The sequence below is a fragment of the Acidovorax sp. FG27 genome, assembly GCF_040365715.1.
Taxonomy (GTDB): Bacteria; Pseudomonadota; Gammaproteobacteria; order Burkholderiales; family Burkholderiaceae_C; genus Paracidovorax.
This window is the reverse complement of record NZ_BAABVY010000002.1, coordinates 1-24,082: the sequence shown is the minus strand read 5'-3', so window position 1 is coordinate 24,082 and position 24,082 is coordinate 1. Positions and strand designations below refer to the sequence as shown.

23 protein-coding genes, 1 other RNA gene and 1 pseudogene are annotated in these 24,082 nt (G+C 70.6%); 15 read left to right on the top strand and 10 right to left on the bottom strand.

Going from position 1 to position 24,082, the window contains the following annotated elements:
• Positions 1-35: 35 nt before the first annotated feature.
• The gene (locus ABWV53_RS00665) at positions 36-971 is read left to right on the top strand and encodes a GGDEF domain-containing protein (RefSeq protein WP_353361896.1); all 936 of its coding nucleotides are present in this window, start codon (positions 36-38) and stop codon (positions 969-971) included.
• Between the two features lie 156 nt (positions 972-1,127).
• On the opposite strand, the gene ffs is transcribed toward ABWV53_RS00665, so the two are convergent.
• Positions 1,128-1,224, bottom strand: an RNA gene (gene ffs / locus ABWV53_RS00660) — signal recognition particle sRNA small type.
• A gap of 101 nt (positions 1,225-1,325) precedes the next feature.
• Positions 1,326-2,897, bottom strand: coding sequence for a methyl-accepting chemotaxis protein (locus tag ABWV53_RS00655; RefSeq protein WP_353361894.1), 1,572 nt, complete (start codon positions 2,895-2,897; stop codon positions 1,326-1,328).
• A 120-nt stretch (positions 2,898-3,017) separates the two neighbouring features.
• Here ABWV53_RS00655 and dnaX point away from each other — a divergent pair, with 120 nt between their 5' ends.
• The 6 genes from dnaX to ABWV53_RS00625 all read left to right on the top strand — a co-directional run bounded on the left by dnaX (position 3,018) and on the right by ABWV53_RS00625 (position 8,449).
• Positions 3,018-5,069: a DNA polymerase III subunit gamma/tau gene (gene dnaX, locus ABWV53_RS00650; RefSeq protein WP_353361892.1), complete on the top strand. Its 2,052-nt coding sequence runs from the start codon at positions 3,018-3,020 to the stop codon at positions 5,067-5,069.
• 173 nt (positions 5,070-5,242) lie between these two features.
• On the top strand, positions 5,243-5,575 hold the full coding sequence (locus ABWV53_RS00645; RefSeq protein WP_056663457.1) for a YbaB/EbfC family nucleoid-associated protein: 333 nt from the start codon (positions 5,243-5,245) through the stop codon (positions 5,573-5,575).
• Positions 5,576-5,795: 220 nt separating this feature from the next.
• Positions 5,796-6,386, top strand: a complete 591-nt coding sequence (gene recR, locus ABWV53_RS00640; protein ID WP_353361889.1) for a recombination mediator RecR — start codon at positions 5,796-5,798, stop codon at positions 6,384-6,386.
• A gap of 104 nt (positions 6,387-6,490) precedes the next feature.
• The gene (locus ABWV53_RS00635) at positions 6,491-6,898 is read left to right on the top strand and encodes an MAPEG family protein (protein ID WP_353361887.1); all 408 of its coding nucleotides are present in this window, start codon (positions 6,491-6,493) and stop codon (positions 6,896-6,898) included.
• Between the two features lie 147 nt (positions 6,899-7,045).
• On the top strand, positions 7,046-8,125 hold the full coding sequence (locus tag ABWV53_RS00630) for an ABC transporter substrate-binding protein (RefSeq protein WP_353361885.1): 1,080 nt from the start codon (positions 7,046-7,048) through the stop codon (positions 8,123-8,125).
• 171 nt (positions 8,126-8,296) lie between these two features.
• Positions 8,297-8,449, top strand: coding sequence for a DUF3096 domain-containing protein (locus ABWV53_RS00625; RefSeq protein ID WP_353361883.1), 153 nt, complete (start codon positions 8,297-8,299; stop codon positions 8,447-8,449).
• A gap of 96 nt (positions 8,450-8,545) precedes the next feature.
• On the opposite strand, the gene ABWV53_RS00620 is transcribed toward ABWV53_RS00625, so the two are convergent.
• Both ABWV53_RS00620 and gloB read right to left on the bottom strand, forming a co-directional pair.
• Positions 8,546-10,093 carry a transglycosylase SLT domain-containing protein gene (locus ABWV53_RS00620; protein WP_353361881.1) on the bottom strand — a complete coding sequence of 516 codons (1,548 nt, stop codon included), beginning with the start codon at positions 10,091-10,093 and terminating at the stop codon, positions 8,546-8,548.
• Positions 10,090-10,905 (bottom strand): hydroxyacylglutathione hydrolase, encoded by an 816-nt coding sequence (gloB, locus tag ABWV53_RS00615; RefSeq protein ID WP_353361879.1) that lies wholly within the window; start codon positions 10,903-10,905, stop codon positions 10,090-10,092. Before gloB ends, ABWV53_RS00620 begins: the two co-directional genes overlap by 4 nt.
• Between gloB and ABWV53_RS00610 the strand changes: the two genes are divergently transcribed.
• Positions 10,904-11,683, top strand: a complete 780-nt coding sequence (locus tag ABWV53_RS00610; protein WP_353361877.1) for a class I SAM-dependent methyltransferase — start codon at positions 10,904-10,906, stop codon at positions 11,681-11,683. The genes gloB and ABWV53_RS00610 overlap by 2 nt on opposite strands.
• Positions 11,684-11,779: 96 nt before the next feature.
• Positions 11,780-12,229 (top strand): ribonuclease HI, encoded by a 450-nt coding sequence (rnhA, locus tag ABWV53_RS00605; protein ID WP_353361875.1) that lies wholly within the window; start codon positions 11,780-11,782, stop codon positions 12,227-12,229.
• A gap of 61 nt (positions 12,230-12,290) precedes the next feature.
• Here rnhA and ABWV53_RS00600 read toward each other — a convergent pair whose 3' ends face one another.
• From ABWV53_RS00600 to moaA, 4 genes are all read right to left on the bottom strand, one after another.
• On the bottom strand, positions 12,291-12,623 hold the full coding sequence (locus ABWV53_RS00600) for a thioredoxin family protein (protein ID WP_353361873.1): 333 nt from the start codon (positions 12,621-12,623) through the stop codon (positions 12,291-12,293).
• Positions 12,624-12,699: 76 nt separating this feature from the next.
• Positions 12,700-14,076, bottom strand: coding sequence for a molybdopterin molybdotransferase MoeA (locus tag ABWV53_RS00595; RefSeq protein ID WP_353361871.1), 1,377 nt, complete (start codon positions 14,074-14,076; stop codon positions 12,700-12,702).
• Complete coding sequence (gene mobA / locus ABWV53_RS00590) at positions 14,073-14,702, bottom strand: molybdenum cofactor guanylyltransferase MobA (RefSeq protein WP_353361869.1); 630 nt, start codon at positions 14,700-14,702, stop codon at positions 14,073-14,075. Before mobA ends, ABWV53_RS00595 begins: the two co-directional genes overlap by 4 nt.
• Positions 14,703-14,790: 88 nt before the next feature.
• Positions 14,791-15,939 carry a GTP 3',8-cyclase MoaA gene (moaA, locus tag ABWV53_RS00585; protein WP_353361867.1) on the bottom strand — a complete coding sequence of 383 codons (1,149 nt, stop codon included), beginning with the start codon at positions 15,937-15,939 and terminating at the stop codon, positions 14,791-14,793.
• Positions 15,940-16,339: 400 nt separating this feature from the next.
• Here moaA and ABWV53_RS00580 point away from each other — a divergent pair, with 400 nt between their 5' ends.
• The gene (locus ABWV53_RS00580) at positions 16,340-16,975 is read left to right on the top strand and encodes a superoxide dismutase (RefSeq protein ID WP_353361865.1); all 636 of its coding nucleotides are present in this window, start codon (positions 16,340-16,342) and stop codon (positions 16,973-16,975) included.
• 69 nt (positions 16,976-17,044) lie between these two features.
• The gene (locus ABWV53_RS00575) at positions 17,045-17,944 is read left to right on the top strand and encodes a ZIP family metal transporter (protein ID WP_353361863.1); all 900 of its coding nucleotides are present in this window, start codon (positions 17,045-17,047) and stop codon (positions 17,942-17,944) included.
• A gap of 163 nt (positions 17,945-18,107) precedes the next feature.
• On the opposite strand, the gene ABWV53_RS00570 is transcribed toward ABWV53_RS00575, so the two are convergent.
• On the bottom strand, positions 18,108-18,809 hold the full coding sequence (locus ABWV53_RS00570; protein ID WP_353361861.1) for a Crp/Fnr family transcriptional regulator: 702 nt from the start codon (positions 18,807-18,809) through the stop codon (positions 18,108-18,110).
• Positions 18,810-18,963: 154 nt separating this feature from the next.
• Between ABWV53_RS00570 and ABWV53_RS00565 the strand changes: the two genes are divergently transcribed.
• The 4 genes from ABWV53_RS00565 (at position 18,964) to ABWV53_RS00550 (ending at position 22,406) form a co-directional block, all read left to right on the top strand.
• Positions 18,964-19,488 carry an Mpo1 family 2-hydroxy fatty acid dioxygenase gene (locus tag ABWV53_RS00565; protein ID WP_353361859.1) on the top strand — a complete coding sequence of 175 codons (525 nt, stop codon included), beginning with the start codon at positions 18,964-18,966 and terminating at the stop codon, positions 19,486-19,488.
• A 146-nt stretch (positions 19,489-19,634) separates the two neighbouring features.
• Positions 19,635-21,011, top strand: coding sequence for a hypothetical protein (locus tag ABWV53_RS00560; RefSeq protein ID WP_502903817.1), 1,377 nt, complete (start codon positions 19,635-19,637; stop codon positions 21,009-21,011).
• 120 nt (positions 21,012-21,131) lie between these two features.
• Positions 21,132-21,668, top strand: a complete 537-nt coding sequence (ppa, locus tag ABWV53_RS00555; RefSeq protein WP_353361855.1) for an inorganic diphosphatase — start codon at positions 21,132-21,134, stop codon at positions 21,666-21,668.
• Between the two features lie 216 nt (positions 21,669-21,884).
• Positions 21,885-22,406 (top strand): chemotaxis protein CheW, encoded by a 522-nt coding sequence (locus ABWV53_RS00550; RefSeq protein WP_353361853.1) that lies wholly within the window; start codon positions 21,885-21,887, stop codon positions 22,404-22,406.
• Positions 22,407-22,442: 36 nt separating this feature from the next.
• Here the strand turns inward: ABWV53_RS00550 and ABWV53_RS00545 are convergent.
• Positions 22,443-23,663: pseudogene (locus ABWV53_RS00545) on the bottom strand (GNAT family N-acetyltransferase).
• Positions 23,664-24,082 lie beyond the last annotated feature (419 nt).

The window sequence follows — 24,082 nt, the reverse complement described above, 5'->3', positions numbered from 1 at the left end:
TCGGCAAAGGATGGGATGATTCGTGCGAAGGCTCCATGGGACGGCACGCAAGGGCGGGCAGGATGGAGATGCGCGACGAGCTGGTTTTCGAATTTCTGGATGTGATTCCGATGCCGGTGCTGGTGTCCGAGCAGGTGGGCGACCGCCAGTGCGACAACCGTCCGCGCTTCGTGAATGCCGCGTTCCTGGAGCAGATCGGCTACGGTCTCGACGAAATCCCCGACATCGACCATTGGTTCGATCTGGCCTACCCCGACCCGTCGGTGCGCGAGACGACCAGGTCCGAGTGGTTCGGCGCGGTGGAGAGCAGCCTCGAGCGGGGCCGCCGCACGGTGGAGGCGAGTGCGCTCATCCAGCAAAAGGATGGCCGCCAGCGCTGGTTCCTCATCACGGCGCAGGTGCGTTGCGACAGCCTTCCCGGCATGCACATCGTGACCTTCAAGGATGTCCACGAACTGAAGGCGTTGTCGGACGAGAACCACTACCTGTCGCGCACCGACCAACTGACGCTCGCGTTCAACCGCCGGGCCGGGCAGCGCCTGCTGGAAACGGAGCTCGCCCGGTTCGAGCGGGGTGGGGCGGCCTTTTCGGTGGTGATGTGCGACGTGGACCATTTCAAGCCCATCAACGATCGCTCTGGCCACCCGTGCGGCGATCAGGTGCTGGTGCGGGTGGCGCAACTGCTGCAGTCCCACTGCCGCGACATCGACGCGGTCGTCCGGTGGGGCGGCGACGAGTTTCTGCTGATCCTCCCTGGCACGCCCTTGGGCGGAGCCGTCGTGGTGGCCGAGAAGATCCGGCAGTCCGTACAGACCTTGCAATGCGTGTGCGAAGGCGCCGCAGTGTCCACCAGCCTCAGCCTGGGCTGCGCGTGCAGCCTGCCGGGCCAGACCGTCGCCGAGCTGCTGAAAGCCGCCGACATGGCCCTTTACTCGGCCAAGCATCGAGGCCGCAACGCGGTGGGCGCCTGAGCCCATCGCGGGGCAAACGGGTGGTGATGCGAAGGACCCGATGCCTTGCCCGCGCCGCGCAGTATGGGCGAGGGGGTGAAGCGGATCATGGAGTGCAGCGTTCGACCAAAAAGCCTGACCGCGTGAGCGCGATGGTCTGAACCTGCACGAGAAGAAGTTGACGAGCCTTACCCCCGGCACTGACTCTGCAGTTAGGGCTGCTTGGTTCCCCACCTGACCCGTTTGGCTGCTTCACCATGCGGGGAGGCCCGTCACCGGCGATTGTAGCCAATGTGGGGCGCCCCGGCGGGAAAGGCCACACGGTTAGCGGTGGCCGATGGCCAGCCCGCCCCGTGGGACGGACTGGATGAAGGCTCAGGCCGCGGCGAGCCGGAACACGCCCACCAGTTCATCCAGGCGCGCGGCCTGGTGGCGCAGCGATTCGGCGGCGGAAGCGGCTTCCTCCACCAGCGCGGCGTTCTGCTGCGTGGCCTGGTCCATGTGGGTCACGGCCAGGTTCACCTGGTCGATGCCGGCCGCCTGTTCCTGGTTGGCCGAGGCGATGTCCTGGATGAGCCGGGTCACCTTGTGCACGCTGTCCACCACCTCGCCCATGGTGCTGCGCGCCTGGTCCACCAGCCGCGAGCTCTCGCCCACCTGCTGCACCGATGCGTCGATCAGCACCTTGATCTCCTTGGCCGCCGAGGCCGACCGCTGCGCCAGCGCCCGCACTTCCGAAGCCACCACCGCGAAGCCCCGGCCCTGCTCGCCCGCCCGGGCGGCCTCCACGGCCGCATTGAGCGCCAGGATGTTGGTCTGGAACGCGATGCCGTCGATCACGCCGATGATGTCCACGATCTTGCGCGACGACGCATTGACCGCGCCCATCGTGTCCACCATCTGCCCCACCACCTCGCCCCCGCGCTGGGCGACCGCGGACGTGGCGTTCGCCAGCTCCGCCGCATGGCGCGCGTTGTCGGCGTTCTGCCGCACGGTGCTGGTCAATTCCTCCATCGACGCGGCGGTCTGCTCCAGCGCGCTCGCCTGCTGCTCGGTGCGTGCCGACAGGTCGTTGTTGCCCGCCGCGATCTCGGACGCGGCGTTGGTGATCGACTGCGTGCCGGACCGCACCTCGCGCACGATGTGGGCGATGCTCTGGCGCATGCGTTCCATGCCGTGCAGCAGGCTGGTCTGGTCGCCGGGCTTGATCGCGATGGGCGTGGACAGGTCGCCCTGCGCCATGACGCCGCTCACCCCGGTGGCGTAACCCGGCTCGCCGCCCAGCTCGCGCAGCATGCCCCGGGCGATGACCAGGCCCACGGCGAGCAGCACGCCCGCCAGCGCGAGGGCGCCCAGCCCGAAGCGCAGCACCCGGGCGTGCACCGTGGAGGCGACGGTGTCCACGTACACGCCCGAGCCGATCACCCAGCCCCAGGGCGCGAAGCCCTTCACGTACGAGATCTTCTCCACCGGCTCGCTGGCGCCCGGCTTGGGCCACAGGTAGGGCACGAAACCGGCCCCGCTGGCCTTGACGGTGTCGACGAAGGCCACGAAGAGCCGCTTGCCGGTCGGGTCCTTGTTGTCCGCGAGGTTCTTGCCTTCCAGCTCCGGGCGGATCGGGTGCATGACCATCACCGGCGCCATGTCGTTGATCCAGAGGTATTCGTTGCCGCTGTAGCGCATGGACCGCAGCGCGTCGCGCGCTAGGCGCTGGGCGTCGGCCTCGGGCAGCTTGCCCTGCGCGGCCAGCGAGTGGTAATACGTCACCAGGCTGTGGCCCACCTCCACCGTCTGGCGCACGCTCGCCTGGCGCTCCTCCATGATGAGCGTCTTCTCCGAGGCCAGCAGGGTGGCCGTGATGAGCGCGATGCCGAGCAGCGCGCAGGCGATGAGAAGCCCGAGTCGGCGCGCGATTCCCATGGTGGCGTGCGAGCTACCTTGTGCCATTTCTCTTCCCCCCGTTGGTTCATCGTCCGCGCCCTGCGGTTGCGGGCGGGCCCGATGTCAACAAATGTTAGCGCTGGGAGGCCGCCAGGGGGGCTTTGCGACCCCCGTAGAATCCCGCGGATGTCCTATCTCGTGCTCGCCCGCAAATACCGCCCCAGGAACTTCTCCGAGATGGTGGGGCAGGAGCATGTGGTGCAGGCGCTCACCAATGCCCTGACGCAGCAGCGGTTGCACCATGCCTACCTCTTCACGGGCACGCGCGGCGTGGGCAAGACCACGGTCTCGCGCATCCTGGCCAAGTCGCTCAACTGCCAGGGGCCTGATGGCGCGGGCGGCATCACCGCCACCCCCTGCGGCGTGTGCCAGGCCTGCACCGACATCGACAGCGGCCGGTTCGTCGACTACACCGAGCTGGACGCCGCCTCCAACCGGGGCGTGGACGAAGTGCAGGGCCTGCTGGAGCAGGCCGTCTACAAGCCGGTGCAGGGCCGCTTCAAGGTCTTCATGATCGACGAAGTGCACATGCTCACCAACACCGCCTTCAACGCGATGCTGAAGACGCTGGAGGAGCCGCCCGAATACCTCAAGTTCGTGCTGGCCACGACCGACCCGCAGAAGGTTCCGGTCACCGTGCTCAGCCGCTGCCTGCAGTTCAATCTGCGGCCGATGGCGCCCGAGACGGTGCTCGACCACCTCACCCGCGTGCTGGGCCACGAGAACGTGCCCGCCGAGGCGCCCGCGCTGCGGCTGCTGGCCCGCGCCGCGCGCGGCTCCATGCGCGACGCGCTCAGCCTGACCGACCAGGCCATCGCCTTCGGCAGCGGCCAGCTGCAGGAAGCCGGCGTGCGGCAGATGCTGGGCAGCGTGGACCGCAGCTACGTCTTTCGCCTGATCGACGCGCTGGCGCAGGGCGACGGGCGCACGGTGGTGGAGACCTCCGACGCGCTGCGGCTCAACGGCCTTTCGGCCGCGTCCACCCTGGAAGAGATGAGCGCCGTGCTGCAGCGCATGGCGGTGCTGCAGGCGGTGCCCCAGCGCGCCGGCGAGGAGGGCGACGGCGACCCCGAGGCCGCCGAGATCGCCCGCCTGGCCGCCGCCATGCCGGCCGACGAGACCCAGCTGCTCTACAGCATCTGCCTGCACGGCCGGGCCGAGCTGGGCCTGGCGCCCGACGAATACGCCGCGCTGACCATGGCGCTGCTGCGGCTGCTGGCCTTCAAGCCCACGGCGGGCGACGCATCTCCGGCACCCAAGGCAGGGACCCCGGAAAAAAAAACCCTGACGCCGGCTGAAGCGGCCCCGCCGGCGTCTTCTGGCCTGCCGCCGCACGCTCCGGCGCCTGTGGCGGCCGCCCCGTCGCCGTCGCCTGCCGACCCTGCGCAGATGCGGTCGGCACCTGTGGGCGGCGTCGGCGGCTCGCCGGCACAGGGGGCTGCATCGGCACGCGCGGAGGGCATCGCCGCCGACGCGGACGTCGCCGTGCTGCCCGACCGGGGTGTGCCCGGTTCGCCAGGTCACGCCGTAGAGGCCGGGCATGCAAGCCCGCCGCCGCGCCACCACGTCGCCGAGCCAGCCGCAGCGGCGCCGCTGCACGCCCCCGCATCGGTGCAGCTGCCGGTGCGCTCGCCAGAAGACTTTCGGCAAAACCACCCGCCAGCGCCCGAAGAATCGCCACATGGCGCTACTGAATTCGTAGCAATACCGGTGCGCAACGTGCCCGAGCCCGGCATGCGCCTGCAGCCGTCGGCCGCCGCCACCGGCCGCGCTGCGGCGGCGCGCTACACCCGCACGGACGAGGGCGACGTGTGGCATGCCACCGTGCAGCAACTGGTGGCCGCCGAAGCCATCACCGCGCTGGTGCGCGAGCTGGCGCTGCAGTCGCAGCTGGTGGCACGCGACGCGGGCCACTGGTTGCTGCGGGTCGAGCGCGAATCGCTGAACCAACCCATGGCGCGCGAGCGCCTGCGCAGCGCCCTCGAGGCGCACGGCCATGCCAGCCAGATCAGCGTGGAACTGGGCGTGGTGATCGACAGCCCCGCCCGGCGCAACGCGCATGCCGCCGCCGAGCGCCAGCGCATCGCGCAGGAAATCGTCGAAAACGACCCCTACGTGCAGTCGCTGGTGCGGGACTTCGGCGCGAAAATCGTGCCCGGCAGCGTGAAGCCCGCTTGAGCGGGGCCCGGCCCGGGCGCTGCGGCGGGGGCTGCCGACGCCGCCCTCGCCGCTGGGCCCCACCGCCCGCCCATTGCCGGCGCCGTGCTTCGCGGCACTTCCTCTTTCCCTTTAGTCTTCCTTCCTTTCCTTTCCTTCCCTTTTCTCTTCAACACAACGCAAAGGACTCCTCCATGTTCAACAAGGGACAACTCGCCGGCCTCATGAAGCAGGCCCAGGCCATGCAGGACAACCTCAAGAAGGCCCAGGACGAACTCGCCCACATCGAAGTCGAAGGCGAATCGGGCGCGGGGCTCGTCAAGGTGCTGATGACCTGCAAGCACGACGTCAAGCGCGTCACCATCGACCCCAGCCTGCTGGCCGAGGACAAGGACATGCTGGAAGACCTGGTCGCCGCGGCCTTCAACGCGGCCGTGCGCCGTGCGGAAGAAACGTCGCAGGAGAAGATGGGCAAGCTGACGGCGGGGATGCCAGGCCTCCCCGGCGGCATGAAATTCCCTTTCTAAGGGCTGGCTACCGGGCGGGCGATCTGCGTCGTTGGGCGGTGCTCGCGATCCTCACGTACCTCCAGTACGTTCCGGTCGCTGCGCTCCGTCCGCCTAGCAGCTCATCCCGCCCGCTACGCCCGATGCGCCGCTGGTTGGTTGGTGCTGCCAATGACCTGCGCGGAACGCGAGCAGGTCTCGGGTTGCGCTCCCGTTTGCTGTCCCTCGCTCCAGGAATCCGATGTCCGATACCAATTCTCTTGATGCCTTGATCCAGGCGCTGCGGCGGCTGCCGGGGGTGGGGGTGAAGTCGGCGCAGCGCATGGCCTTTCACATGCTGCAGCACGACCGGGCCGGGGCGGCGGTGCTGTCGCGGGCGCTGCATGAAGCCACGCAATCGGTGCGGCACTGCGAGCGCTGCCACACTTTCACCGAAGCGGCGATCTGCGAGGTCTGCCTGGACCCCGAGCGCGACGCCACGCGGCTGGCAGTGGTGGAAACGCCGGCCGACCAGTCGGCGCTGGAGCGCACCGGGGCCTTCAAGGGGCTTTACTTCGTGCTGATGGGGCGGCTCTCGCCGCTCGACGGCGTGGGGCCGGGCGACATCGGGTTCAAGCACCTGATCGAGCGGGCGACCGACGGGGTGGTGCAGGAGGTGATCCTGGCGACCAGCTTCACCGCCGAGGGTGAGGCCACCGCCCATGCCATCAGCGAGACGCTCAAGAGCCGTGGCGTGCACGTCACCCGCCTGGCGCGCGGGGTGCCGGTGGGCAGCGAGCTGGAATACGTGGACCTGGGCACCATCGCCCATGCGCTCGTCGATCGCCGGTGAGCGGTGGCGGCGGCACCGTATCGTTTGCTATTGAAATGATAGCTATAGGCGCTTATGTATCAAGCGCCAATGGCCACAAACACTCTTGAAAGCACCCTGACGCCATGACGACGACGATGCATGCGGCCCGCTTCACAGCGGCCTACTGGTGCGTGCTGATCGCAGCGCTGCTGCCGGTGGCCTGTGCCATGCTGGCCAAGTGGGGGCGTTTTCGCCGTGCCGACAACGGCGCCCCGCGTGCGTGGCTGCAGCGGCAGACCGGCTGGCGCGCCCGCGCCAACGCCGCGCAGGCCAACAGCTTCGAGGCGCTGCCTTTTTTCATCGGCGCGGTGGTCATCGCGCACCAGCTGAGCGCGCCCCAGACCGCGCTGGACATGCTCGCCCTCGGCTTCGTGCTGCTGCGAGTGGCATTCATCGCGATGTACGTGGGCGACATGGCCACCGCGCGCAGCGTCGTGTGGGCGGCGGGGCTGCTCGTCAACATCGGCATCCTCTTCATCGGCTACCGCTGATCCGCCGGGGGTGGCCAGGCGCCGGCTCCGCCCCCCGGAAAAACCCCGATAAGTGCTTGCCGCCAGCACACGGCGGCGCGGATTGGGGCACACTCAGGGCATGGATGTTGCAGTGCAGCATCAATTTCCTTTGCTATTTTCCCACCCATGTCCAAAGCACCCGTGACCCGGCGCCAGTGGGGCGCCCAGGCCGCGTTGGCGACCGCCATCGCGTGCTGGGGCTCGGCCGTGCCCGCGCCCGTGCGATCGCAGCCGTGGTCCGGCGACGCCGCCCGGGTGCGCATCGCGGTGGGGGGGTGCAAGACGCTCTACTACCTGCCGCTCGTCATCGCCGATGTGCTGGGGTTCTTTCGCAGCGAGGGGCTGGCCGTCACGCTGGTGGACCAGGCCGGCGGGGCGCTGGCGCTGCAGGCCTTGCGAACGGGCGAAGCCGACGTGTGCTGCGCGGCTTACGAGCACGCCGTGCGCTCGGCGGCGGCGCCGGGCGGCAGCGCGTCGCTGCACTCGCTGCGCAGCCTGGCGGTGCTGGGCCGCGCGCCGCAGCTGGCGCTCGGCGCATCCACCCGCACCTGGCCGGTGCGCAGCGTGGCGCGGTTCAAGGGCATGCGCGTGGGGGTGTCCGCGCCGGGGTCGTCCACCGAATTCCTGGCCAGCCTCTGGCTGGCGCAGGCCGGCGCCGCGCTGGACGAGGTGAGCTTCGTCGGCGTGGGCTCCGGCCTGGGCGGGCTGGCCGCGCTGCGGCAGGGCGCCGTGCATGCCCTCTGCCATGCCGACCCGCTGATGACCATGCTGGAGCAGCGCGGCGACATCCGCCTGCTGGCCGACACCCGTTCGCTCAAGGGTTCGGCCGAGCTCTTCGCCGGCCCCATGCCGGCGGCCTGCCTGCTGGTGCCCGGCAGCTTCGCCGATCAGCGCCCGGCCCAGGCCCAGGCGCTGGTCAACGGCCTGGTGCATGCCCTGAAATGGCTGCAGACCGCGTCGCCCGCCGACCTGGCCCGCGCCGTGCCGGCCGACCACATGATGGGCGACCGCAGCGCCTACCTGGCCGCCTTCCAGCGCAACCGTGAAACCCTGTCCCCCGACGGCCTCATGCCGGCGGAAGGCCCCGCCACCGCCTTGCGCGCGCTTGCCCGGCTCTGGCCCGAGCTGGACGCCGGGCGCGTGGGCCTGGCGTCCACTTTCACCGACGCCTACGTGCGCAAGGCCAAGCTCAAGTTCAATCTCTAGCGGGGCGGAGCGGGGAGGGGCGGTGACGGCGGACCAGGGCGGCCCTGGCGGCCAGCCAGAGCCCGCGCCCCTGTCCGACAGCAGGCGCGGCGAGCGGCGCGCTACATTGGCCGCAGCGCCGCCGCCATGGCGCGCGCCGCCTCTCCCACTGCATCGCCCAAGGAAGACCCCATGTCGCTCAACCTCAGCATCGGCCCGCTCGTCGCCCTGATCGCCGGCATCCTGATCCTCGTCATGCCCCGGCTGCTGAACATTATCGTGGCGCTCTACCTGATCGTGATCGGCATCCTCGGCCTGATCGGCATGGGCAACCTGCGCTTCTAGGGCGGTTTGGCACCCGGCCCGCAGCGGGGGCGGGCGGAGCGGTTCTGCGGCGCCACCCGGGCGCGGCGAGTGCCGCCGCACCGGTAGCGCAGGCCTTCAGCGCTTCTTCACCTTGGAGGGCGTGCCGCCCTTGCGCGTCACGGCGGGCTGCTTGGCGTTGCGCGGGGCGGCCTGCTGCTTGGCGGCGGTGGACGTGTTGCGCACGCTGGCCGCCGGCACCCGGGCGGTGGAGGTGGCCGCCAGCCGCACCGGCAGGTACATCACCACGGCCTGGCCGGCCTTGAACGAAGCGTTCGCCTTGACGTCGTTCCAGTCGGCCACGTTGTCCGCCGTGACCTTGTAGCGGCGGGCAATGCTCGCCACCGTCTCGCGCTTGCCGGCGCGCACCGTGGTGCGGCGGGTGACGATTTCCGGCGTGAAGGCCACCTGACCGTTGTCGGCCAACTGGCTCGACACGTCCTGGCGCGTGGTGGTGGCGCGCGGCACCATCAGCGCCGAGCCGGCCTTGATCATCATGCGCGGCGGAATGCCGTTCACGCTGCGCAGGTCGGCCTCGGCCATGCCCACGCGCTGCGCGGCGGCGGCCACAGTCAGGTTGGTGGGGGCGGTCCACACCGTCCAGCTCGCGTACTGGCCTTCGGAATGCGCTTCGAGGTTCTTGCGGAAGACCTGGGCGTTGTCCCAGGGCAGCAGGATCTGGGGCATGCCGGCCGCGAGGATCACCGGCTTGTGCAGCGACGGGTTCAGCGCCCGGAAGTCCGATTCGCGGATGCCGGCCAGGCTCGCCACCAGCGCCACGTCGATGTCGCGGGTGATGTCCACGACCTGGAAGAACGGGTGGTTCTCGATCAGCGGCAACTCGGTGTTGAAGGCCTCCGGCCGGGCGACGATGTTCTTCACCGCCTGCAGCTTGGGCACGTACATGCGGGTCTCGGCCGGCATGGTGAGTTCGGTGTAGCTGGTGCCCAGGCCCAGCTTCTCGTTGCGGGCGATGGCGCGGCCCACGTTGCCCTGGCCCCAGTTGTAGGCCGCCAGCGCCAGGTGCCAGTCGCCGAACATGCCATAGAGCTTCTGCAGATAGTCGAGCGCGGCGCGGGTCGAGGCCAGCACGTCGCGGCGGTCGTCACGGAAGGCGTTCTGCTTCAGGTCGAAGTCGCTGCCGGTGGCAGGCATGAACTGCCACATGCCCACGGCGCGGGCGCTGGACACGGCCTGCGGGTTGAACGCGCTCTCGATGTAGGGCAGCAGCGCCAGCTCGGTGGGCATGCCGCGCCGCTCGAGCTCCTCGACGATGTGGAACAGGTACTTGCTGGACCGCTCGGTCATGCGCTGCATGTAGTCGGGCCGGGTGGCGTACCACTGCTCGCGGTCGGTCACCAGGTCGCCCTGCAGATCGGGCATGGCGAAACCCCGGCGGATGCGGTCCCAGAGGTCGGAAGGCGCATAGAGCGAAGCGACCTCGCCGCTGCCCGCCTTGGCGGCGGTGATCGGGCGCAGCGGGCCCGATGGCAGCTGCGAGCCCGGGGAGGGCAGGCCGCTTTCCGTGTTGGCGGACGAGGCCGACGGCCCGCCGGGCACGCCCGTGGTGGCGCAGCCGGTCAGCCATACCAGGCTGGCGACGGCCAGGATCTTCAGCATCTTCATCGGAAATCGTTCTTCCATTGGCGCAGCGCCGCCAGGACCTGGACGGCATCTGCGGGATTGACGCGCGCGTCGACCACCTGGGCCGCCTGGGCCACGGCGGACTCGCGGGTGCGCAGAAAAGGGTTGATGTTGCGCTCAGTCGCCATGCGCGAAGGCAGCGTCGGCAGGCCGCGGGCGCGCAGCGACTCGCAATCGGACAGGTGATGGAGCAGCGCCTGGTTGCCGGGTTCCACCGCGCAGGCAAAACGCAGGTTCGAAAGTGTGTATTCGTGGGCGCAGCACACCCGGGTGTCGCCCGGCAGGGCTGCCAGCGTATCCAGCGACGCCTGCATCTGCGCGGGCGTGCCCTCGAACAATCTGCCGCAGCCGCCGGAAAAGAGCGTGTCGCCGCAAAAGAGCGCGGGCGTGCCGCCCAGCCGGGCCATCCCGCCTTCCGTGCCGTCGGCGGCATCCAGGTCGGCGCAGTAATACGCGATGTGGCCGCTGGTGTGGCCCGGCACGTCGAACACCTCGAAGCGCAGGCCGAGGGCCGTGACGGCGTCGCCCTGCGCCAGCCGGACGGCGGGCTCGGGAATGGTTTCCCGCGCCGGTCCGTAGACCACGGCGCCCGTGGCTTCCCGCAGGGCGGCGACCCCGCCGACGTGATCGGCATGGTGGTGCGTGACTAGAATCGCCTGCAATCGCAGCCCGGTGCGGCCGAGTGCCTCGAACACCGGGGCGGCATCACCGGGATCCACCACGACGGCGTCCACCGCGTCGTGCAGCATCCAGATGTAGTTGTCGGCGAAGGCGGGCAGCGGCAGCAAGTTCATGAGCGACGAAATTATAGGTTTGCACCGTTGGTTCGACTCACCCCCCGGCCGTTACCTGCTGGCGTGGGAGCAGCAGCAGTACGACGAGCTGGTGGCCGACATCTTCGGCTACCACGCGGTGCAGCTGGGCATGTCGGGCCTGCAGGGCCTGCGCGCCAACCGCATGCCGCACCGCTGGCTGGCCCTGGGGCTCGAAGAGTCCCGGCTGCCGCCCGAGCCGGACGCACCCGTGCCCACGCCGGACCTGCTGGCCTACCCGGTGGCGCTGCCCTTCGAGGCCGCCAGCATCGATCTGGTGCTGCTGCCCCATGCGCTGGAGCTGAGCGTGGACCCCCACGCCGCCCTGCGCGAGGTCGAGCGGGTGCTGGTGCCCGAGGGCCGCGTGGTCATCAGCGGCCTCAACCCATGGAGCCTCTGGGGGCTGCGCCAGCGCCGGGCGCGGCTCTACCAGCGCTTCGGCGCGGGCGGCCAGCTCTACCTGCCCGACGTGGGCGAATTCATCGCCCCGGGCCGCATGCGCGACTGGCTGCGGCTGCTCAACTTCGAGGTCGAAACCATGAGCTTCGGCTGCTTTCGCCCGGCCGTGGGGCAGACCCGCTGGCTGGACCGCTTCGACTGGATGGACGGGCTGGGCGCGCGCTGGTGGCCGATACTCGGGGCCGCCTACACGGTGGTGGCCGTCAAGCGCGTGCATGGCATGCGGCTGATGGCGCCGCCCTGGCGGTCAGCGCCCCAGCCGGCCGCGGCGACCGTTCCGGTGGCGCAGCGGCGGCGCTGAAGGCGCTGGCGTTTTCTTCTTTTCTTTTGGGGTGTGCACCCCGCGAGCGAGCGGGCGGCACGCCCTGTTCCATGGCAAGCGTGAGGGAGTGCGTTTTTGAATCAGGTCGTGATCTATACCGACGGGGCGTGCAAGGGCAACCCCGGGCCCGGAGGCTGGGGCGTGGTGCTGCGCTCGGGCGCCCTGGAGAAGGAACTGTTCGGCGGAGAGCTGGACACGACCAACAACCGCATGGAACTGCTGGCGGTGATCGAGGCGCTGGCGGCGCTCAAGCGGCCCTGCGCCGTCACGCTGTTCCTCGACAGCCAGTACGTGCGCAAGGGCATCACCGAGTGGGTGCAGGGCTGGAAGAAAAAGGGCTGGCGCACGGCGTCCGGCCAGCCGGTGAAGAACGTGGAGCTGTGGAAGCGGCTGGACGAACTGGTCGCCACGTCGGGGCACGTCATCGACTGGCGCTGGGTCAAGGGCCACGCGGGCGACCCTGGCAATGAGCGCGCCGATGCGCTGGCCAACAAGGGCGTGGACAAGGCCCTGGGGCGGGGCTGACGCGGGGCCCGGCCCCGTCAGCCCGCACGGCCGCAGGTTCTGTCAGAACGGGTGGATGGAATCAGGCCGCGGCCGTGATGCCCTGCACCGCCTCGTGGATGCTCTGCGCGTCCTGCGGGCGCACCAGGCGGGCCATTTCCTTGCCGTCCCGCAGGAAGACGAGCGTGGGCCAGAGCTTCACTCCGAAGCTGCGCCCCAGGCGCTGGCCCGGGCCGTCTTCCACCTTGACGTGGGCCACGTCGTCGCGGTCTTCCATCGCCTGCTGGATGAGCGGCTGCGCGCGCTGGCAGTAGCCGCACCAGGGCGTGCCGAACTCGACGACGGTGGCGCCGGGGGTGCGGTCCACGTCTTCGCGGGTGGGCGGCTGCACGAGGTGCCGGTCGGCAAAGGGCATGGAGGTCTCCTTTCGGTCTGAAATGGGTGTGGGTGATGGCAGCCCCGTTCTAAGCGTGCCACGAGGGCCCCGCCTGTCAGACCATGCCTTCAAACATCATCACGTCCACCGTGTCGCCCGCCGCCACGTGGCCCTGGCCGTGGTGCAGCACGATGAGCCCGTTGGCCTGCACCATGGAGTTGAGCACGCCCGACCCCTGGTTGCCCGTGGTGCGGACCTGCAGCGTGCCGTCCGCCGCGGTGGACACCCAGCCGCGCTGGTACTCGGTGCGGCCGGCCTTCTTGCGCATCGGCTCGATGCTCACGGCCCGCAGCAGCGGCGGGGCGGCTTCGGTGCTGCCCATCATGCGCAGCAGCGCGGGGCGCACGAAGGCGAGGAAGGTGACCATCACCGCCACCGGATTGCCCGGCAAGCCGAACAGCACGGCGCCCGCCGAGTGTGGTTCGCTATCATTATCATAGCTGTATGCGCTGGTGGAATCAGCGCTGGAGCCCGATTTGGCATCGAAAAAAGCAGCGCTGGCGATGCGCCCCACCGCCATCGGGCGGCCGGGCCGCATGGCGATGCGCCAGAAGGCCACGTCGCCCAGCTGCTTCATCATGGCGCGGGTGTGGTCGGCCTCGCCCACGCTCACGCCGCCGCTGGTGATGACCGCGTCGGCCTGCGCCGCCGCCTGGCGGAAGGCGGCCTCCAACAGCGCCGGCTCGTCGCGCACCACGCCCAGGTCGATCACGTCCACGCCCAGGCGCGTCAGCAGGCCGAACACGGTGTAGCGGTTGCTGTCGTACACGGCGCCCTCGCGGGGCGGCTGGCCCAGGCTGAGGATTTCGTCGCCGGTGGAAAAGTAGGCCACGCGCAGGCGGCGCACCACCCGCACCGTGGGCAGTCCCAGGCTGGCGACCAGGCCCAGCGCGGCGGGCGAGAGGCGCGTGCCCCGCTCCAGCGCCACGCGGCCCTGCATCAGGTCTTCGCCCTGGCACCGGCGGTTGTCGCCCGCGCGCAGCACGTCGGCGGCGATGTGCACCCGGTCGCCCTCGGCCGTGGTGAATTCCTGGGGCACGACCGTGTCCAGCCCGGCGGGCATGACGGCGCCGGTCATGATCTTCACGCAGTCGCCGGGCTGCAGCGTGCCGGCCCAGGCCGCGCCGGCCAGCGCCGTGCCCACGCAGCGCAGGCTGAGCGGCTGGCCCGCGCGCAGCTGGGCGCCGTCGAAGGCGTAGCCGTCCATGGCCGAGTTGTCGTGCGGCGGCACGCTGACGGGCGAGACGATGTCTTCGGCCAGCACGCGGCCCAGCGCGTCGAAGATGCCCACGGTTTCAGTGCCCGAGACCGGCTGCACCAGCCGCTCCAGGAACTGCTGCACGCCCGCCGCGCTGAGCGCCTGCGGGTCGTAGCCCTGCAGTTCGGCGGCGATCTGGGCGATGGTGCGGGGGGCAGTGGCGTGGCCAGTCATGCGGCGCCCTCCAGCGCATGCAGCTCGGCCACCGTGTTGGCGTTGCGAAAGGCCAGCGGGTCGTCGCCGGGCTGGTCGAACGCCACGGTGGCGCAGGCGTGCTGCGCCGTCCAGCGGTCGATCTTGCGGCCGCCGGCCTGGGTGAACTGCACCAGGCTTTCCAGCAGCGACACGCGCAGCAGGCAGAACACCGGCTGGGTGCGGATGGCGACGGCGCCCGTGGCTTCATCGGCCTCGGGCGCGGCGGCCATGGCGATGTCGGCGCCGGCGGCCCCGGCCGCACCGGCCAGGCGCGCGGCCAGGTCGTGCGGGAAGAGGGGGGTGTCGCAGGGCACCGTGAGCAGCCAGCCGGTTTCGCAGCGCTCCAGCCCGGTCAGAAAGCCGGCCAGCGGCCCGGCGTAGTCGGCCAGGCCGTCGGGCCAGACCGGCGCCCCGAAGGCTTCGTAGGCGGCCAGGTTGCGGTTGGCATTCACCATGGTGTGGCCCACCTGCAGTTGCAGGCGCATCAGCGCGTTGAGCGCCAGCGGCAGTCCCCGAAAGTTCTGCAGGCCCTTGTCCACGCCGCCCATGCGGCTGCCGCGTCCGCCGGCGAGGACGAGGCCGGTGATGTCTTGGGGATCGATCATGAGAAGAAGTGCTGGCCGGGCCAGCAAGGGGCAAAAAGAGAGAGTGGGGCGAAGGCCCCCATTCTGGCCCCGCCGGGCGGCGGCGCAATCAACCGCCGATGTAGCTCATCTCGACCCGCCGCCGTGCGCCACCGGCGGCTTGCCCGTCCGGCGGCAGGCTGCCGCGCAGCTCCGAGTAGCGGTCAGCGCGCTGTTGCCAGATGGGCGCGATGGCGGCCGCCAGGGCCTCGTCGCTGGCGCCGCCGCGCAGCAGGGCGCGCAGGTCCCAGCCCTGGCTGGCGAAGAGGCAGAGGTAGAGCTTGCCCTCGGTCGAGAGCCGCGCGCGGTTGCAGTCCTGGCAGAAGGCCTGGGTCACGCTGCTGATGACGCCCACCTCGCCCAGCGCAGGGTCGTGCCGGCCGGCGGCGTCGGCATAGCCCCAGCGCTCGGCGGTCTCGCCCAGCGCGGTGGCGCCCAGCGGCACCAGCGGCAGGTGCTCGCGCAGGCGGGCGATCAGTTCAGCGGAGGGCAGCACCTCGTCCATGCGCCAGCCGTTGGTGGCGCCCACGTCCATGTACTCGATGAAGCGCAGCGTGACGCCCGTGCCGCGGAAGTGCCGCGCCATGGGCAGCACTTCATGGTCGTTGGTACCGCGCTTGACCACCATGTTGACCTTGATGCGGTCGAAGCCGGCCGCCTGGGCGGCCTCGATGCCCGCCAGCACGTCGCGCACCGGAAAGTCCACGTCGTTCATGCGGCGGAACACGGCGTCGTCCAGGCTGTCCAGGCTCACTGTGACGCGGTCGAGGCCGGCGGCCTTGAGCGCTGCGGCCTTGCGCGCCAGCAGCGAGCCGTTGGTGGTCAGCGTCAGGTCGGGGGCGCGGCCCTCGGGCGTGCGCAGCTCGGCCAGCGGCTCGATCAGCCGCTCCAGGTGCTTGCGCAGCAGCGGCTCGCCGCCCGTCAGGCGGATCTTGCCGACGCCATGGGCGACGAACTGGCGGGCGAGGCGGGTGATTTCCTCGAAGCTCAGCAGCGACGACTGCGGCAGGTAGGCGTAGTCCTTGTCGAACACCTCCTTGGGCATGCAATAGCTGCAGCGGAAGTTGCAGCGGTCGGTCACGCTGATGCGCAGGTCGCGCAGCGGACGGCCGAGCGCGTCGGACAGCCAGCCCGTGGGCAGGCCGACCGCGCCGGCGGGCACGCTGGGCGTAAGCGCCGCGAGGCGCTGGTCCACGAGAGGAATCACACGTTCAGCCATGCCGGGATTTTGCCGCATGGGCGCTGTAGGGGTATCGGCCCGCACGGGACCACGGCGGCCGTGGCTGGGCGACCCCGGCGGGTGTCCGGCCCGCAGGCGTGCCCCAGAAAGACCACCGGCATTGGACAATGTTATTGCAAATAATTATCATTTGAAAACCTGACTACGCAGGAGCGCCCCCGCGTTCCCACGCAAAGGGCCACGGCAAGCGAGGTTGCGATGGTCATTCGGCGTGGACGAACGGGCAGTGACGCTTCAGGCGTCGGGCAGGAAGGGGCTCATGGAGCGAGGGACGCTCCCCGGCATCAGCCGGTGCCCGCCCCACGGCCACCGTGCCCGGACCAGCCACCCATCGGCACCCGCGCTTGGCCCCTTCCCACCCGCACTGAAAGTCGACCGCATGCCCCATACGCTGCCCCCGCTGCCCTACGCCTTCGAAGCGCTCGAACCCCATATCGACGCGCAGACGATGGAGATCCACCACGCCAGGCACCACCAGGCCTATGTCAACAACCTGAATGCGGCGCTGGAAGGCTCGCCCCATGCCGACCTGCCGGTCGAGCGGCTCATCGCCCGGCTCGACCAGCTGCCCGAGGGCGTGCGCAACGCCGTACGCAACAACGGCGGCGGGCACGCCAACCACAGCCTGTTCTGGACGGTGATGTCGCCACGGGGCGGCGGCGCGCCCACCGGCGACCTGGCTGCGGCCATCGAGGCGGACCTGGGCGGCTTCGATGCCTTCAAGGCCGCCTTCACCCAGGCCGCGCTCACGCGCTTCGGCAGCGGCTGGGCCTGGCTGACCGTGACGCCGGCGGGGCGGCTGGCGGTGGAAAGCTCGGGCAACCAGGACAGCCCGCTCATGCCCGGCATCGGATCCGGCCACACGCCCATCCTGGGGCTGGACGTGTGGGAACACGCCTACTACCTGAAGTACCAAAACCGCCGGCCCGAGTACATCGCCGCGTTCTATAACGTAGTGGACTGGGCGGAGGTCGCCCGCCGCTTCGCCGAGGCCGCGGCGGCGCGCCACGGCTAAGGCGTCGTCGCCCGGCCGCCGCCGATCTTCCGTCACACCCCCCCGTCCGCGCCCAGGAGCCCTGCATTCATGAACCCCACCGAAGCGTCCGCGCACCGTGCCCCCTGGGGCCCGCGCAAATGGCTGGGCGCCAGCATCGCGCTGCTGGGCGTGGTGGCGATCGCGCTGCAGTTCGCCGACTGGCTGGAGGCCAACGAGCGGGTGGCGCAGGCCTGGCGCGGCGGCATGGTCGCGGCGCTGGCCACGGCGCTGGGCACGGTGCCGGTGATGTTCTCGCAGCGGCTGTCCGAGAAGGTGCAGGACACCCTGTTCGGCTTCGGCGCGGGGGTGATGCTGGCGGCCAGTTCCTTCTCGCTCATCATTCCAGGCCTCGCCGCCGCGCGCGAGGCCGGCGCCGGCGCCTGGCAGGCCGGCGGCATCATCGGCTCGGCGATTCTGCTGGGCGCGCTGGCGCTGCTGCTGATGGAGCGGGTGCTGCCGCACGAGCATTTCATCAAGGGCGTGGAGGGCGCGCAGACCTCGCGCATGCTGCGGCGCACCTGGCTCTTCGTGTTCGCGATCGCGCTGCACAACCTGCCGGAGGGGCTGGCGATCGGCGTCGCCTACGCCGGCTCCGACGCGGTGGGCGCGGGCACGCTGACGGCGGGCATCGCCATCCAGGACGTGCCCGAGGGCCTGGTGGTGGCCGTGGCGCTGCTGGCGGCCGGCTACCGGCGCCCGCTGGCGGTGGGCCTGGGCATGGCGTCCGGGCTGGTCGAGCCGCTGGGCGCGGTCCTCGGCGCGGCGGTGGTCAGCGCCTCGGCCGCGCTGCTGCCCTGGGGGCTGGGGTTCGCGGCCGGCGCCATGCTCTTCGTCATCAGCCACGAGATCATTCCCGAGTCGCACCGCAAGGGCCACGAGGCCTGGGCCACCGGGGGCCTGATGATCGGCTTCGTCATCATGATGCTGCTGGACACGGCGCTGGGCTGAAGGCCCCGGCCCCGGGCCGCCACTGCCCTGCGGGGTTTGCTTTAAGGTCAAAAGTGGCTGCAGCGCTTGATTTATAAGCGCATGCAGCTATCAAAAGCATAGCGATGGCAGGTTTGCCGCCTGGCGTGCGCATGGCCTGCGCGCCGCCGCCTGCCGCGCCGCGTCATCCGAACGCCTTCAACCCCGCCAGGTCCAGCACCTCCAGCGTGCCCCGGTGCACCCGCAGCAGGCCCCGCGCCTGCAGCTCCTGCAGGATGCGGTTGGTGGTCTGGCGCGACAGCGCGAGCATCAGCGCCAGCTCCTGCTGCGACAGGGTGATGGAGCGCCGCGTGCCCGCGCCGCCGTGGCCCTGGCCGTAGCCCTCGGCCATCAGCGCCAGGCGGCGCGCCACGCGCTGCGGGGCGGGCAGCAGGGCCAGCTCTTCCATGGCGACGAAGGCCACGCGCAGCTTGTCGGTCAGCAGCAGGGCCAGCGCGCGCCAGTGCGCGGGGTGGGCGGCCAGCCAGTCGAGCAGGGCGTCCTGCGGCACCTGCAGCAGCGCGGCGGGCAGGGCGGCGTGGGCGTCGTGCGTGCGCGGCGCCCGGTCGAACACGGCGATCTCGCCGAACCAGGACGGCGGCTCCAGCCGGGTCAGCAGGGAGGATCGGGCACCGTCGCTCGTGCCCCCGACACCGGAGATGTCGACCGCCCCGCGCACCACCGCATACAGGCCGCAGGGCGCCGCGCCGCGCAGAAAGAGCGCCTCGCCCGATGCCAGCGTGCGCAGCTGCGCCATCCGCACCAGCGCCTGGGCGAACTCCGGCGGCAGGGCGGCGAACCACCGGCCAGAGGCCAGCGTGGGCAGATGGGCGGCGGGGCTGGGCATGCGTTGCGGGCCAGGGCTTGTGTCGGCCAGCCGACAGACGGGCGCGGCGGGCCGACCGATTATGGAAACGAGCGGCACCGCCGCATCACAGGGCAAGCCCCGATGCGCGAGGCCCGTGAACAACCCGTCAGCACCAAAACAGAACGGAGACCGCATGAAGACGCTGAACGACCACCTGGCGCAATACGCCGCCTACCACCGCGACCCGCGCAACATCCAGACCCACTTCGTGGGCGTGCCGATGATCATGCTGGCCGTGGTCGTCCTGCTGTCGCGCCCCGGGTGGTCAGTGGGCGGCGTTCCGGTGTCCCCCGCCGTGCTGGCCGCGCTGGCCAGCTGCGTCTTCTATGCCCGGCTGGACCTGCGCTACGCCGGCGCCATGGCCCTGGTGCTGGCGGCCATGCTGGCGGCGGGCCACTGGCTGGCGGGTCAATCCACCGCGCTCTGGCTGGGCGCGGGCCTGGGGCTCTTTGCCGTGGGCTGGGTGATCCAGTTCGTCGGCCACTTCTATGAAGGCCGCAAGCCCGCCTTCGTGGACGACCTGATGGGCCTGCTGATCGGGCCGCTCTTCGTCATCGCCGAGCTGGGTTTTGCGCTGGGCCTGCGCCGCAGCGTGCAGGATGCGGTGCACGCCCGGTCGGGCCCGGTGCGGCTGCGCGCCGGCCCCCAGCGCGGCTGACGCGCTGGCGGGCGGGTGCGGCCAAGCCCGAGGCCCCGCCGCTCCGGCAGCAGGCGGCGCACCCCGGGTTTGCCGGCTGGCTGGCGCCACCGGGCGGTCGCACAATCGTCCGCACCATGTCCCACATCCCCTTCGCTCACACCCTCCTGCGCGCGAGCGCCGCCGCTGCCGTCTGCGCATCGATCCTGACGCTGGCCGGCTGCACTGGCACCCGCCTCGCCAGTCCCTCGGCCACGGCCGACCCGCTGCCTCCCACGGCCGAGGCCGCGCCGGCCGTCACCGCCTGCCCGGCCGAAGTGCCGGCCACGGCGACCTGCTGGGCTGGCCGCGATTCGGCGGGCGCCTTCTATCTCGTCGCCGTGCCCAAGGACTGGGGCGGCACGCTGGTGCTGCACGCCCATGGCGGGCCCGAGCTGGGCGCGCCCAAGGCCGAGCGCACGGCCGAAGACCTGGGCCGCTGGGCGATCATGGTGCGCGCCGGCTACGCCTGGGCCGGCTCCACCTACCGCCAGGGCGGGGTGGCGGTGCGCGCCGCGGCCGAAGACACCGAGCGCCTGCGCCGCATCTTCGACCAGTACATCGGCAAGCCCCGCCGGACGGTGCTGCACGGCCAGTCATGGGGCGCGGGCGTGGCCGCGCGCGGCGCAGAGATGTTCACCGCGCAGACCGTGGGCCGCCAGCCCTACGACGCGGTGCTTCTGACCAGCGGCGTGCTGGGCGGCGGCACGCGGTCCTACGACGTGCGCACCGACCTGCGCGCCGTCTACCAGTACCTCTGTCGCAACCACCCCCGCCCGGGCGAGCCGGCCTATGCGCTCAACCTGGGCCTGCCGGCCGGCGCGCACATGACGCGGGCCGACCTGAAGGCCCGGGTGGACGAATGCCTGGGGCTGGACCGCCCCGCCGCGCAGCGCAGCGCGGAGCAGCAGGCCCGGGTCACCACCCTGGAGCGCGTGCTGCGCATTCCGGCCAGCTCCATCCTGTCGCACATGAACTGGGCCACCTTCCACTTCCAGGAAATCAGCAGCCAGCGCACCGGCGGCGCCAGCCCGTTCGGCAACATGGGCGCGGCCTATGCCGGCTCGCCCGACGACGCGGCGCTGAACGCCGGCGTGCCGCGCCTGGTGGCCGACCCCGCCGCCTATCGCCTGTTCGCGGCCGACACCGACCCGACGGGGCACATCCCCGTGCCCGTGCTGAGCGTGAAGTGGATCGGCGACCCCACGGCCTTCGTCGAGCTGGACGCGCAATTCCGCACCACGATGGAAGCCGCCGGCAGCGGCGCGCGTCTGGTGCAGACCTTCACCCGCCAGGGCACCCACAGCTACATCAGCGACCCGACCTATCCGGCGCTGATGGGCGCGCTGCTCGCCTGGGTCGAGCAGGGCGACAAGCCCACGGCCGAGCGGGTGGCGGCGCGCTGCCGCCAGGCCGAGGCGCAGTACGGCGCCGGCTGCAGCTTCGAGCCGGGCTACCAGCCCGCGCCGCTCGCCTCGCGCGTGCCCGAGCGCGCCCGGCCCTGACGCGGCAGGCCCGGCGCCCGGCGGTGACGCGGCCCCGCTGCCGCGTCGCCTAGAATCGCCGCGACCCGGCCACGGCCGTTTCCCTCTCCGCTTTTTCTCTCTTTTCTTACGCGAGACCGCATGTCCCTGAACAACGTCATCCCCGGCAAGAAGCTGCCCGAGACCTTCAACGTCGTCATCGAGATCCCGATGGAATCGGACCCGATCAAGTACGAAGTGGACAAGGACAGCGGCGCCATCTTCGTGGACCGCTTCCTGACGACGCCGATGTACTACCCGGCCAACTACGGCTACGTGCCGCAGACCCTGTCGGGCGACGGCGACCCAGTGGACGTGCTGGTGATGACGCCCTACCGCCTGCCCCCCGGCGTGGTCGTGCCCTGCCGCGCCCTGGGCATCCTGAAGATGGAAGACGAAGCCGGCGTGGACGGCAAGGTGCTGGCCGTGCCCACCGTCAAGATCCTCAAGGCCTACCAGCACATCCAGTCGCTGGACGACGTGGAGCCGCTCAAGCTCAAGGCCATCAGCCATTTCTTCGAGCACTACAAGGACCTGGAAGAAGGCAAGTGGGTCAAGGTGCTGGGCTGGGACGGCATCGAAGCCGCCCACAAGGAAATCACCGACGGCGCGGCGGCCTACCAGAAGACCTTGGGCTGACCCATTCTTCGGGCCGCATCCGCCCGGATCGGACCAGACCGGGCGCGGACAGCGCCCACTCGATAAGCCCGCTGGCACAACCAGCGGGTTTTTCATGCCCGCACGCAAAAGCCCTTTCAGTGCGGGTTTGTCACCAGCTGTAACCAAACCGCTGCTATGCTGGCCGATTGGCTCGCGCCCGGCGCGGCCCGCCACCGTTTCCAAGGACCGTTTGCCATGTCTTCGCCGTCGTTCTCTTCTTCCTCCGCCCACCCCGCCGGCTCGCACGCGGCGGGCGCCAACGGAGCCGCCGAGTTCCTGACCTTCCGGCTCGGCCAGGAGGAATACGGCATCGACATCCTGCGCGTGCAGGAAATCCGGTCCTACGAGCAGCCCACCCGCATGGCGCATGCGCCGGAATTCATCAAGGGCGTGATCGACCTGCGCGGCGTGATCGTGCCCATCGTCGACCTGCGGCTGAAGCTGCAGTGCCCTACGGCCGAATACACCGACTTCACCGTCGTCATCATCCTCAACGTGGGCGGCACGGTGATCGGCGCCGTGGTGGATGCCGTGGCCGACGTGGTCGCGCTGGCCGAGGGCGAGATCAGGCCGGCGCCCCAGTTCGAGAGCCAGATCGACGCCGCCTTCGTGCGCGGCATCGCCACCGTGGGCGAGCGCATGCTGATCGTGGTGGACATCGAGTCGCTGCTGAGCAGCGCCGAAATGGGCCTGGTGCGCTCGGCCGCCGTGGGCTGACGCACGTACGGCTCGGCCAGGGGGCCGATTGCCAGCTCAGCCCGGGGTTTGCCGGAACGGGCTGCGCGCCTGCAGGTGCTCGAGGTACTGCGCCACGCCCGCGCCCTCGCGTTCCAGGAACCGGTCCACCGCCTCGGCGAACGCCGGGTGGGCCAGCCAGTGCGCGCTGGTCGCCTGCACCGGCAGCAGCGCCCGCGCCATCTTGTGCTCCCCCTGCGCTCCGCCCTCGAACCGCTGCACGCCCTGGGCGATGCACCAGGCGATCGGCTGGTAATAGCAGGCCTCGAAATGCAGGCAGTCCACCCGCTCGATGGCGCCCCAATAGCGGCCGAACGCGACTTTGGGATGTTTTGGGCCGCCAGCGCTTGATGCATCGGCGCCGACAGCTATCAAACTGGTAGCAATGGGCTGGCCGTCGCGCTCGGCCACGAACAGCACCCAGGCTTCGGGCAGGTCTCGCTCCATCCGGTGGAAGAACTCGCGCGACAGGTAGGGCGGGTTGCCGTGTTCCAGGTAGGTGCGCTCGTAGCAGCGGTAGAAGAAATCCCAGTCGCTGGAAGTGATCTCGGCGCCCTGCAGGGCGCGGAAGCTGACGCCGGCTTCCGCCACCCGCCGCCGCTCCTGCCGGATTTTCTTGCGCTTGTCCTGCGACAGCGAGGCAAGGAAGTCGTCGAAATCGCGGGAAGGGGCGGGCCGGCACGGAGGCGTCTGCAGGCACCGGGTCTGCGGCAGGACGGCCCAAGGCGGTGGGTGGGGCGGCAGGGCCGTCAGCGGCAGCCGATACCCCAGCCGGCGCCGCATTCTTCCAGTGGTACTGCACGGTGTGCCGCAGCATGAGCCCCTGCTCGCGGGCGGCATCCACGTCCGATTCGGCGGCGAACAGCAGGTGCAGCGACGAGAGTTCCGACTCCTCGCACCATGCCAGCAGCGCCTGCAGCAGGGTGGCGCGGGCCACGTCGCTGCGGGCCAGCAGGCGGGCGCCGGGCACGGGAGTGAAGGGCACGGCGACGACGCCTTGGGGTAGTAGTCGATGCCGTGGCGCTGGTAGGCGTCGGCCCAGGCCCAGTCGAAGACGTATTCGCCATACGAATGGGTTTTCACATAGAGCGCGCAGGCGGCCTGCAGCGCCTCGCCCTGCCACAGCGTGAAGAAGCGCGCCGTCCAGCCGGTCGCGGGGGTGGCGCTGCCGCTTTCCTGCAGGGCGGCCAGGTAGGCGTGGCGCAAAAAGGGCGTGGGGTGCGGCTGCTCGGCCAGCAGGCCGTCCCAGGCGGCGGCGTCCGATCTGGCCGGCCCGCTCGGCCACCCGCAGTTCGTAGGGAGAGGGCTGCGCTGTCGGCGGAGGTGTCGAAGGTGAGGGCAAGGGCGGGTCTTTCGGTCTTTCGATCGGCACGAACGTCAACAACGTTCCGAGCGAACGCCCCTTGGGGCGCCCACGCGATGGTGCCACCGGATGGACCACCCCGCACGGGCTGGGGTTGGCGGCGACATGGCGGCGGATGGCGGGCCGCTGCCCTGCGGCCAGCCGGCCGAAGCCCCGCCTGGCCGTGCCACTGCAAGGCGGGTGACATAATCGTTTCAGTCTTTTCTCCCCTCCGTATGTCATTCGTCATCAGCATCGCCCAGCTCAACTTCATCGTGGGCGATTTGCAGGGCAACGCCCAGAAGATCATCCAGGC

What these genes read in the sequence shown, in the direction of transcription:
- ABWV53_RS00565 (WP_353361859.1), top strand. Translation starts at nt 18,964, where the DNA reads ATGAAGACGCTGAACGACCACCTGGCGCAATACGCCGCCTACCACCGC.
- ABWV53_RS00645 (WP_056663457.1), top strand. Translation starts at nt 5,243, where the DNA reads ATGTTCAACAAGGGACAACTCGCCGGCCTCATGAAGCAGGCCCAGGCC.
- ABWV53_RS00610 (WP_353361877.1), top strand. Translation starts at nt 10,904, where the DNA reads ATGAGCGACGAAATTATAGGTTTGCACCGTTGGTTCGACTCACCCCCC.
- ABWV53_RS00625 (WP_353361883.1), top strand. Translation starts at nt 8,297, where the DNA reads ATGTCGCTCAACCTCAGCATCGGCCCGCTCGTCGCCCTGATCGCCGGC.
- ABWV53_RS00600 (WP_353361873.1), bottom strand. Translation starts at nt 12,623, where the DNA reads ATGCCCTTTGCCGACCGGCACCTCGTGCAGCCGCCCACCCGCGAAGAC.
- ABWV53_RS00575 (WP_353361863.1), top strand. Translation starts at nt 17,045, where the DNA reads ATGAACCCCACCGAAGCGTCCGCGCACCGTGCCCCCTGGGGCCCGCGC.
- ABWV53_RS00630 (WP_353361885.1), top strand. Translation starts at nt 7,046, where the DNA reads ATGTCCAAAGCACCCGTGACCCGGCGCCAGTGGGGCGCCCAGGCCGCG.
- recR (WP_353361889.1), top strand. Translation starts at nt 5,796, where the DNA reads ATGTCCGATACCAATTCTCTTGATGCCTTGATCCAGGCGCTGCGGCGG.
- moaA (WP_353361867.1), bottom strand. Translation starts at nt 15,939, where the DNA reads ATGGCTGAACGTGTGATTCCTCTCGTGGACCAGCGCCTCGCGGCGCTT.
- ABWV53_RS00620 (WP_353361881.1), bottom strand. Translation starts at nt 10,093, where the DNA reads ATGAAGATGCTGAAGATCCTGGCCGTCGCCAGCCTGGTATGGCTGACC.
- gloB (WP_353361879.1), bottom strand. Translation starts at nt 10,905, where the DNA reads ATGAACTTGCTGCCGCTGCCCGCCTTCGCCGACAACTACATCTGGATG.
- ABWV53_RS00580 (WP_353361865.1), top strand. Translation starts at nt 16,340, where the DNA reads ATGCCCCATACGCTGCCCCCGCTGCCCTACGCCTTCGAAGCGCTCGAA.
- ABWV53_RS00595 (WP_353361871.1), bottom strand. Translation starts at nt 14,076, where the DNA reads ATGACTGGCCACGCCACTGCCCCCCGCACCATCGCCCAGATCGCCGCC.
- ABWV53_RS00570 (WP_353361861.1), bottom strand. Translation starts at nt 18,809, where the DNA reads ATGCCCAGCCCCGCCGCCCATCTGCCCACGCTGGCCTCTGGCCGGTGG.
- ABWV53_RS00635 (WP_353361887.1), top strand. Translation starts at nt 6,491, where the DNA reads ATGACGACGACGATGCATGCGGCCCGCTTCACAGCGGCCTACTGGTGC.
- ABWV53_RS00665 (WP_353361896.1), top strand. Translation starts at nt 36, where the DNA reads ATGGGACGGCACGCAAGGGCGGGCAGGATGGAGATGCGCGACGAGCTG.
- mobA (WP_353361869.1), bottom strand. Translation starts at nt 14,702, where the DNA reads ATGATCGATCCCCAAGACATCACCGGCCTCGTCCTCGCCGGCGGACGC.
- ABWV53_RS00550 (WP_353361853.1), top strand. Translation starts at nt 21,885, where the DNA reads ATGTCTTCGCCGTCGTTCTCTTCTTCCTCCGCCCACCCCGCCGGCTCG.
- ppa (WP_353361855.1), top strand. Translation starts at nt 21,132, where the DNA reads ATGTCCCTGAACAACGTCATCCCCGGCAAGAAGCTGCCCGAGACCTTC.
- dnaX (WP_353361892.1), top strand. Translation starts at nt 3,018, where the DNA reads ATGTCCTATCTCGTGCTCGCCCGCAAATACCGCCCCAGGAACTTCTCC.
- ABWV53_RS00655 (WP_353361894.1), bottom strand. Translation starts at nt 2,897, where the DNA reads ATGGCACAAGGTAGCTCGCACGCCACCATGGGAATCGCGCGCCGACTC.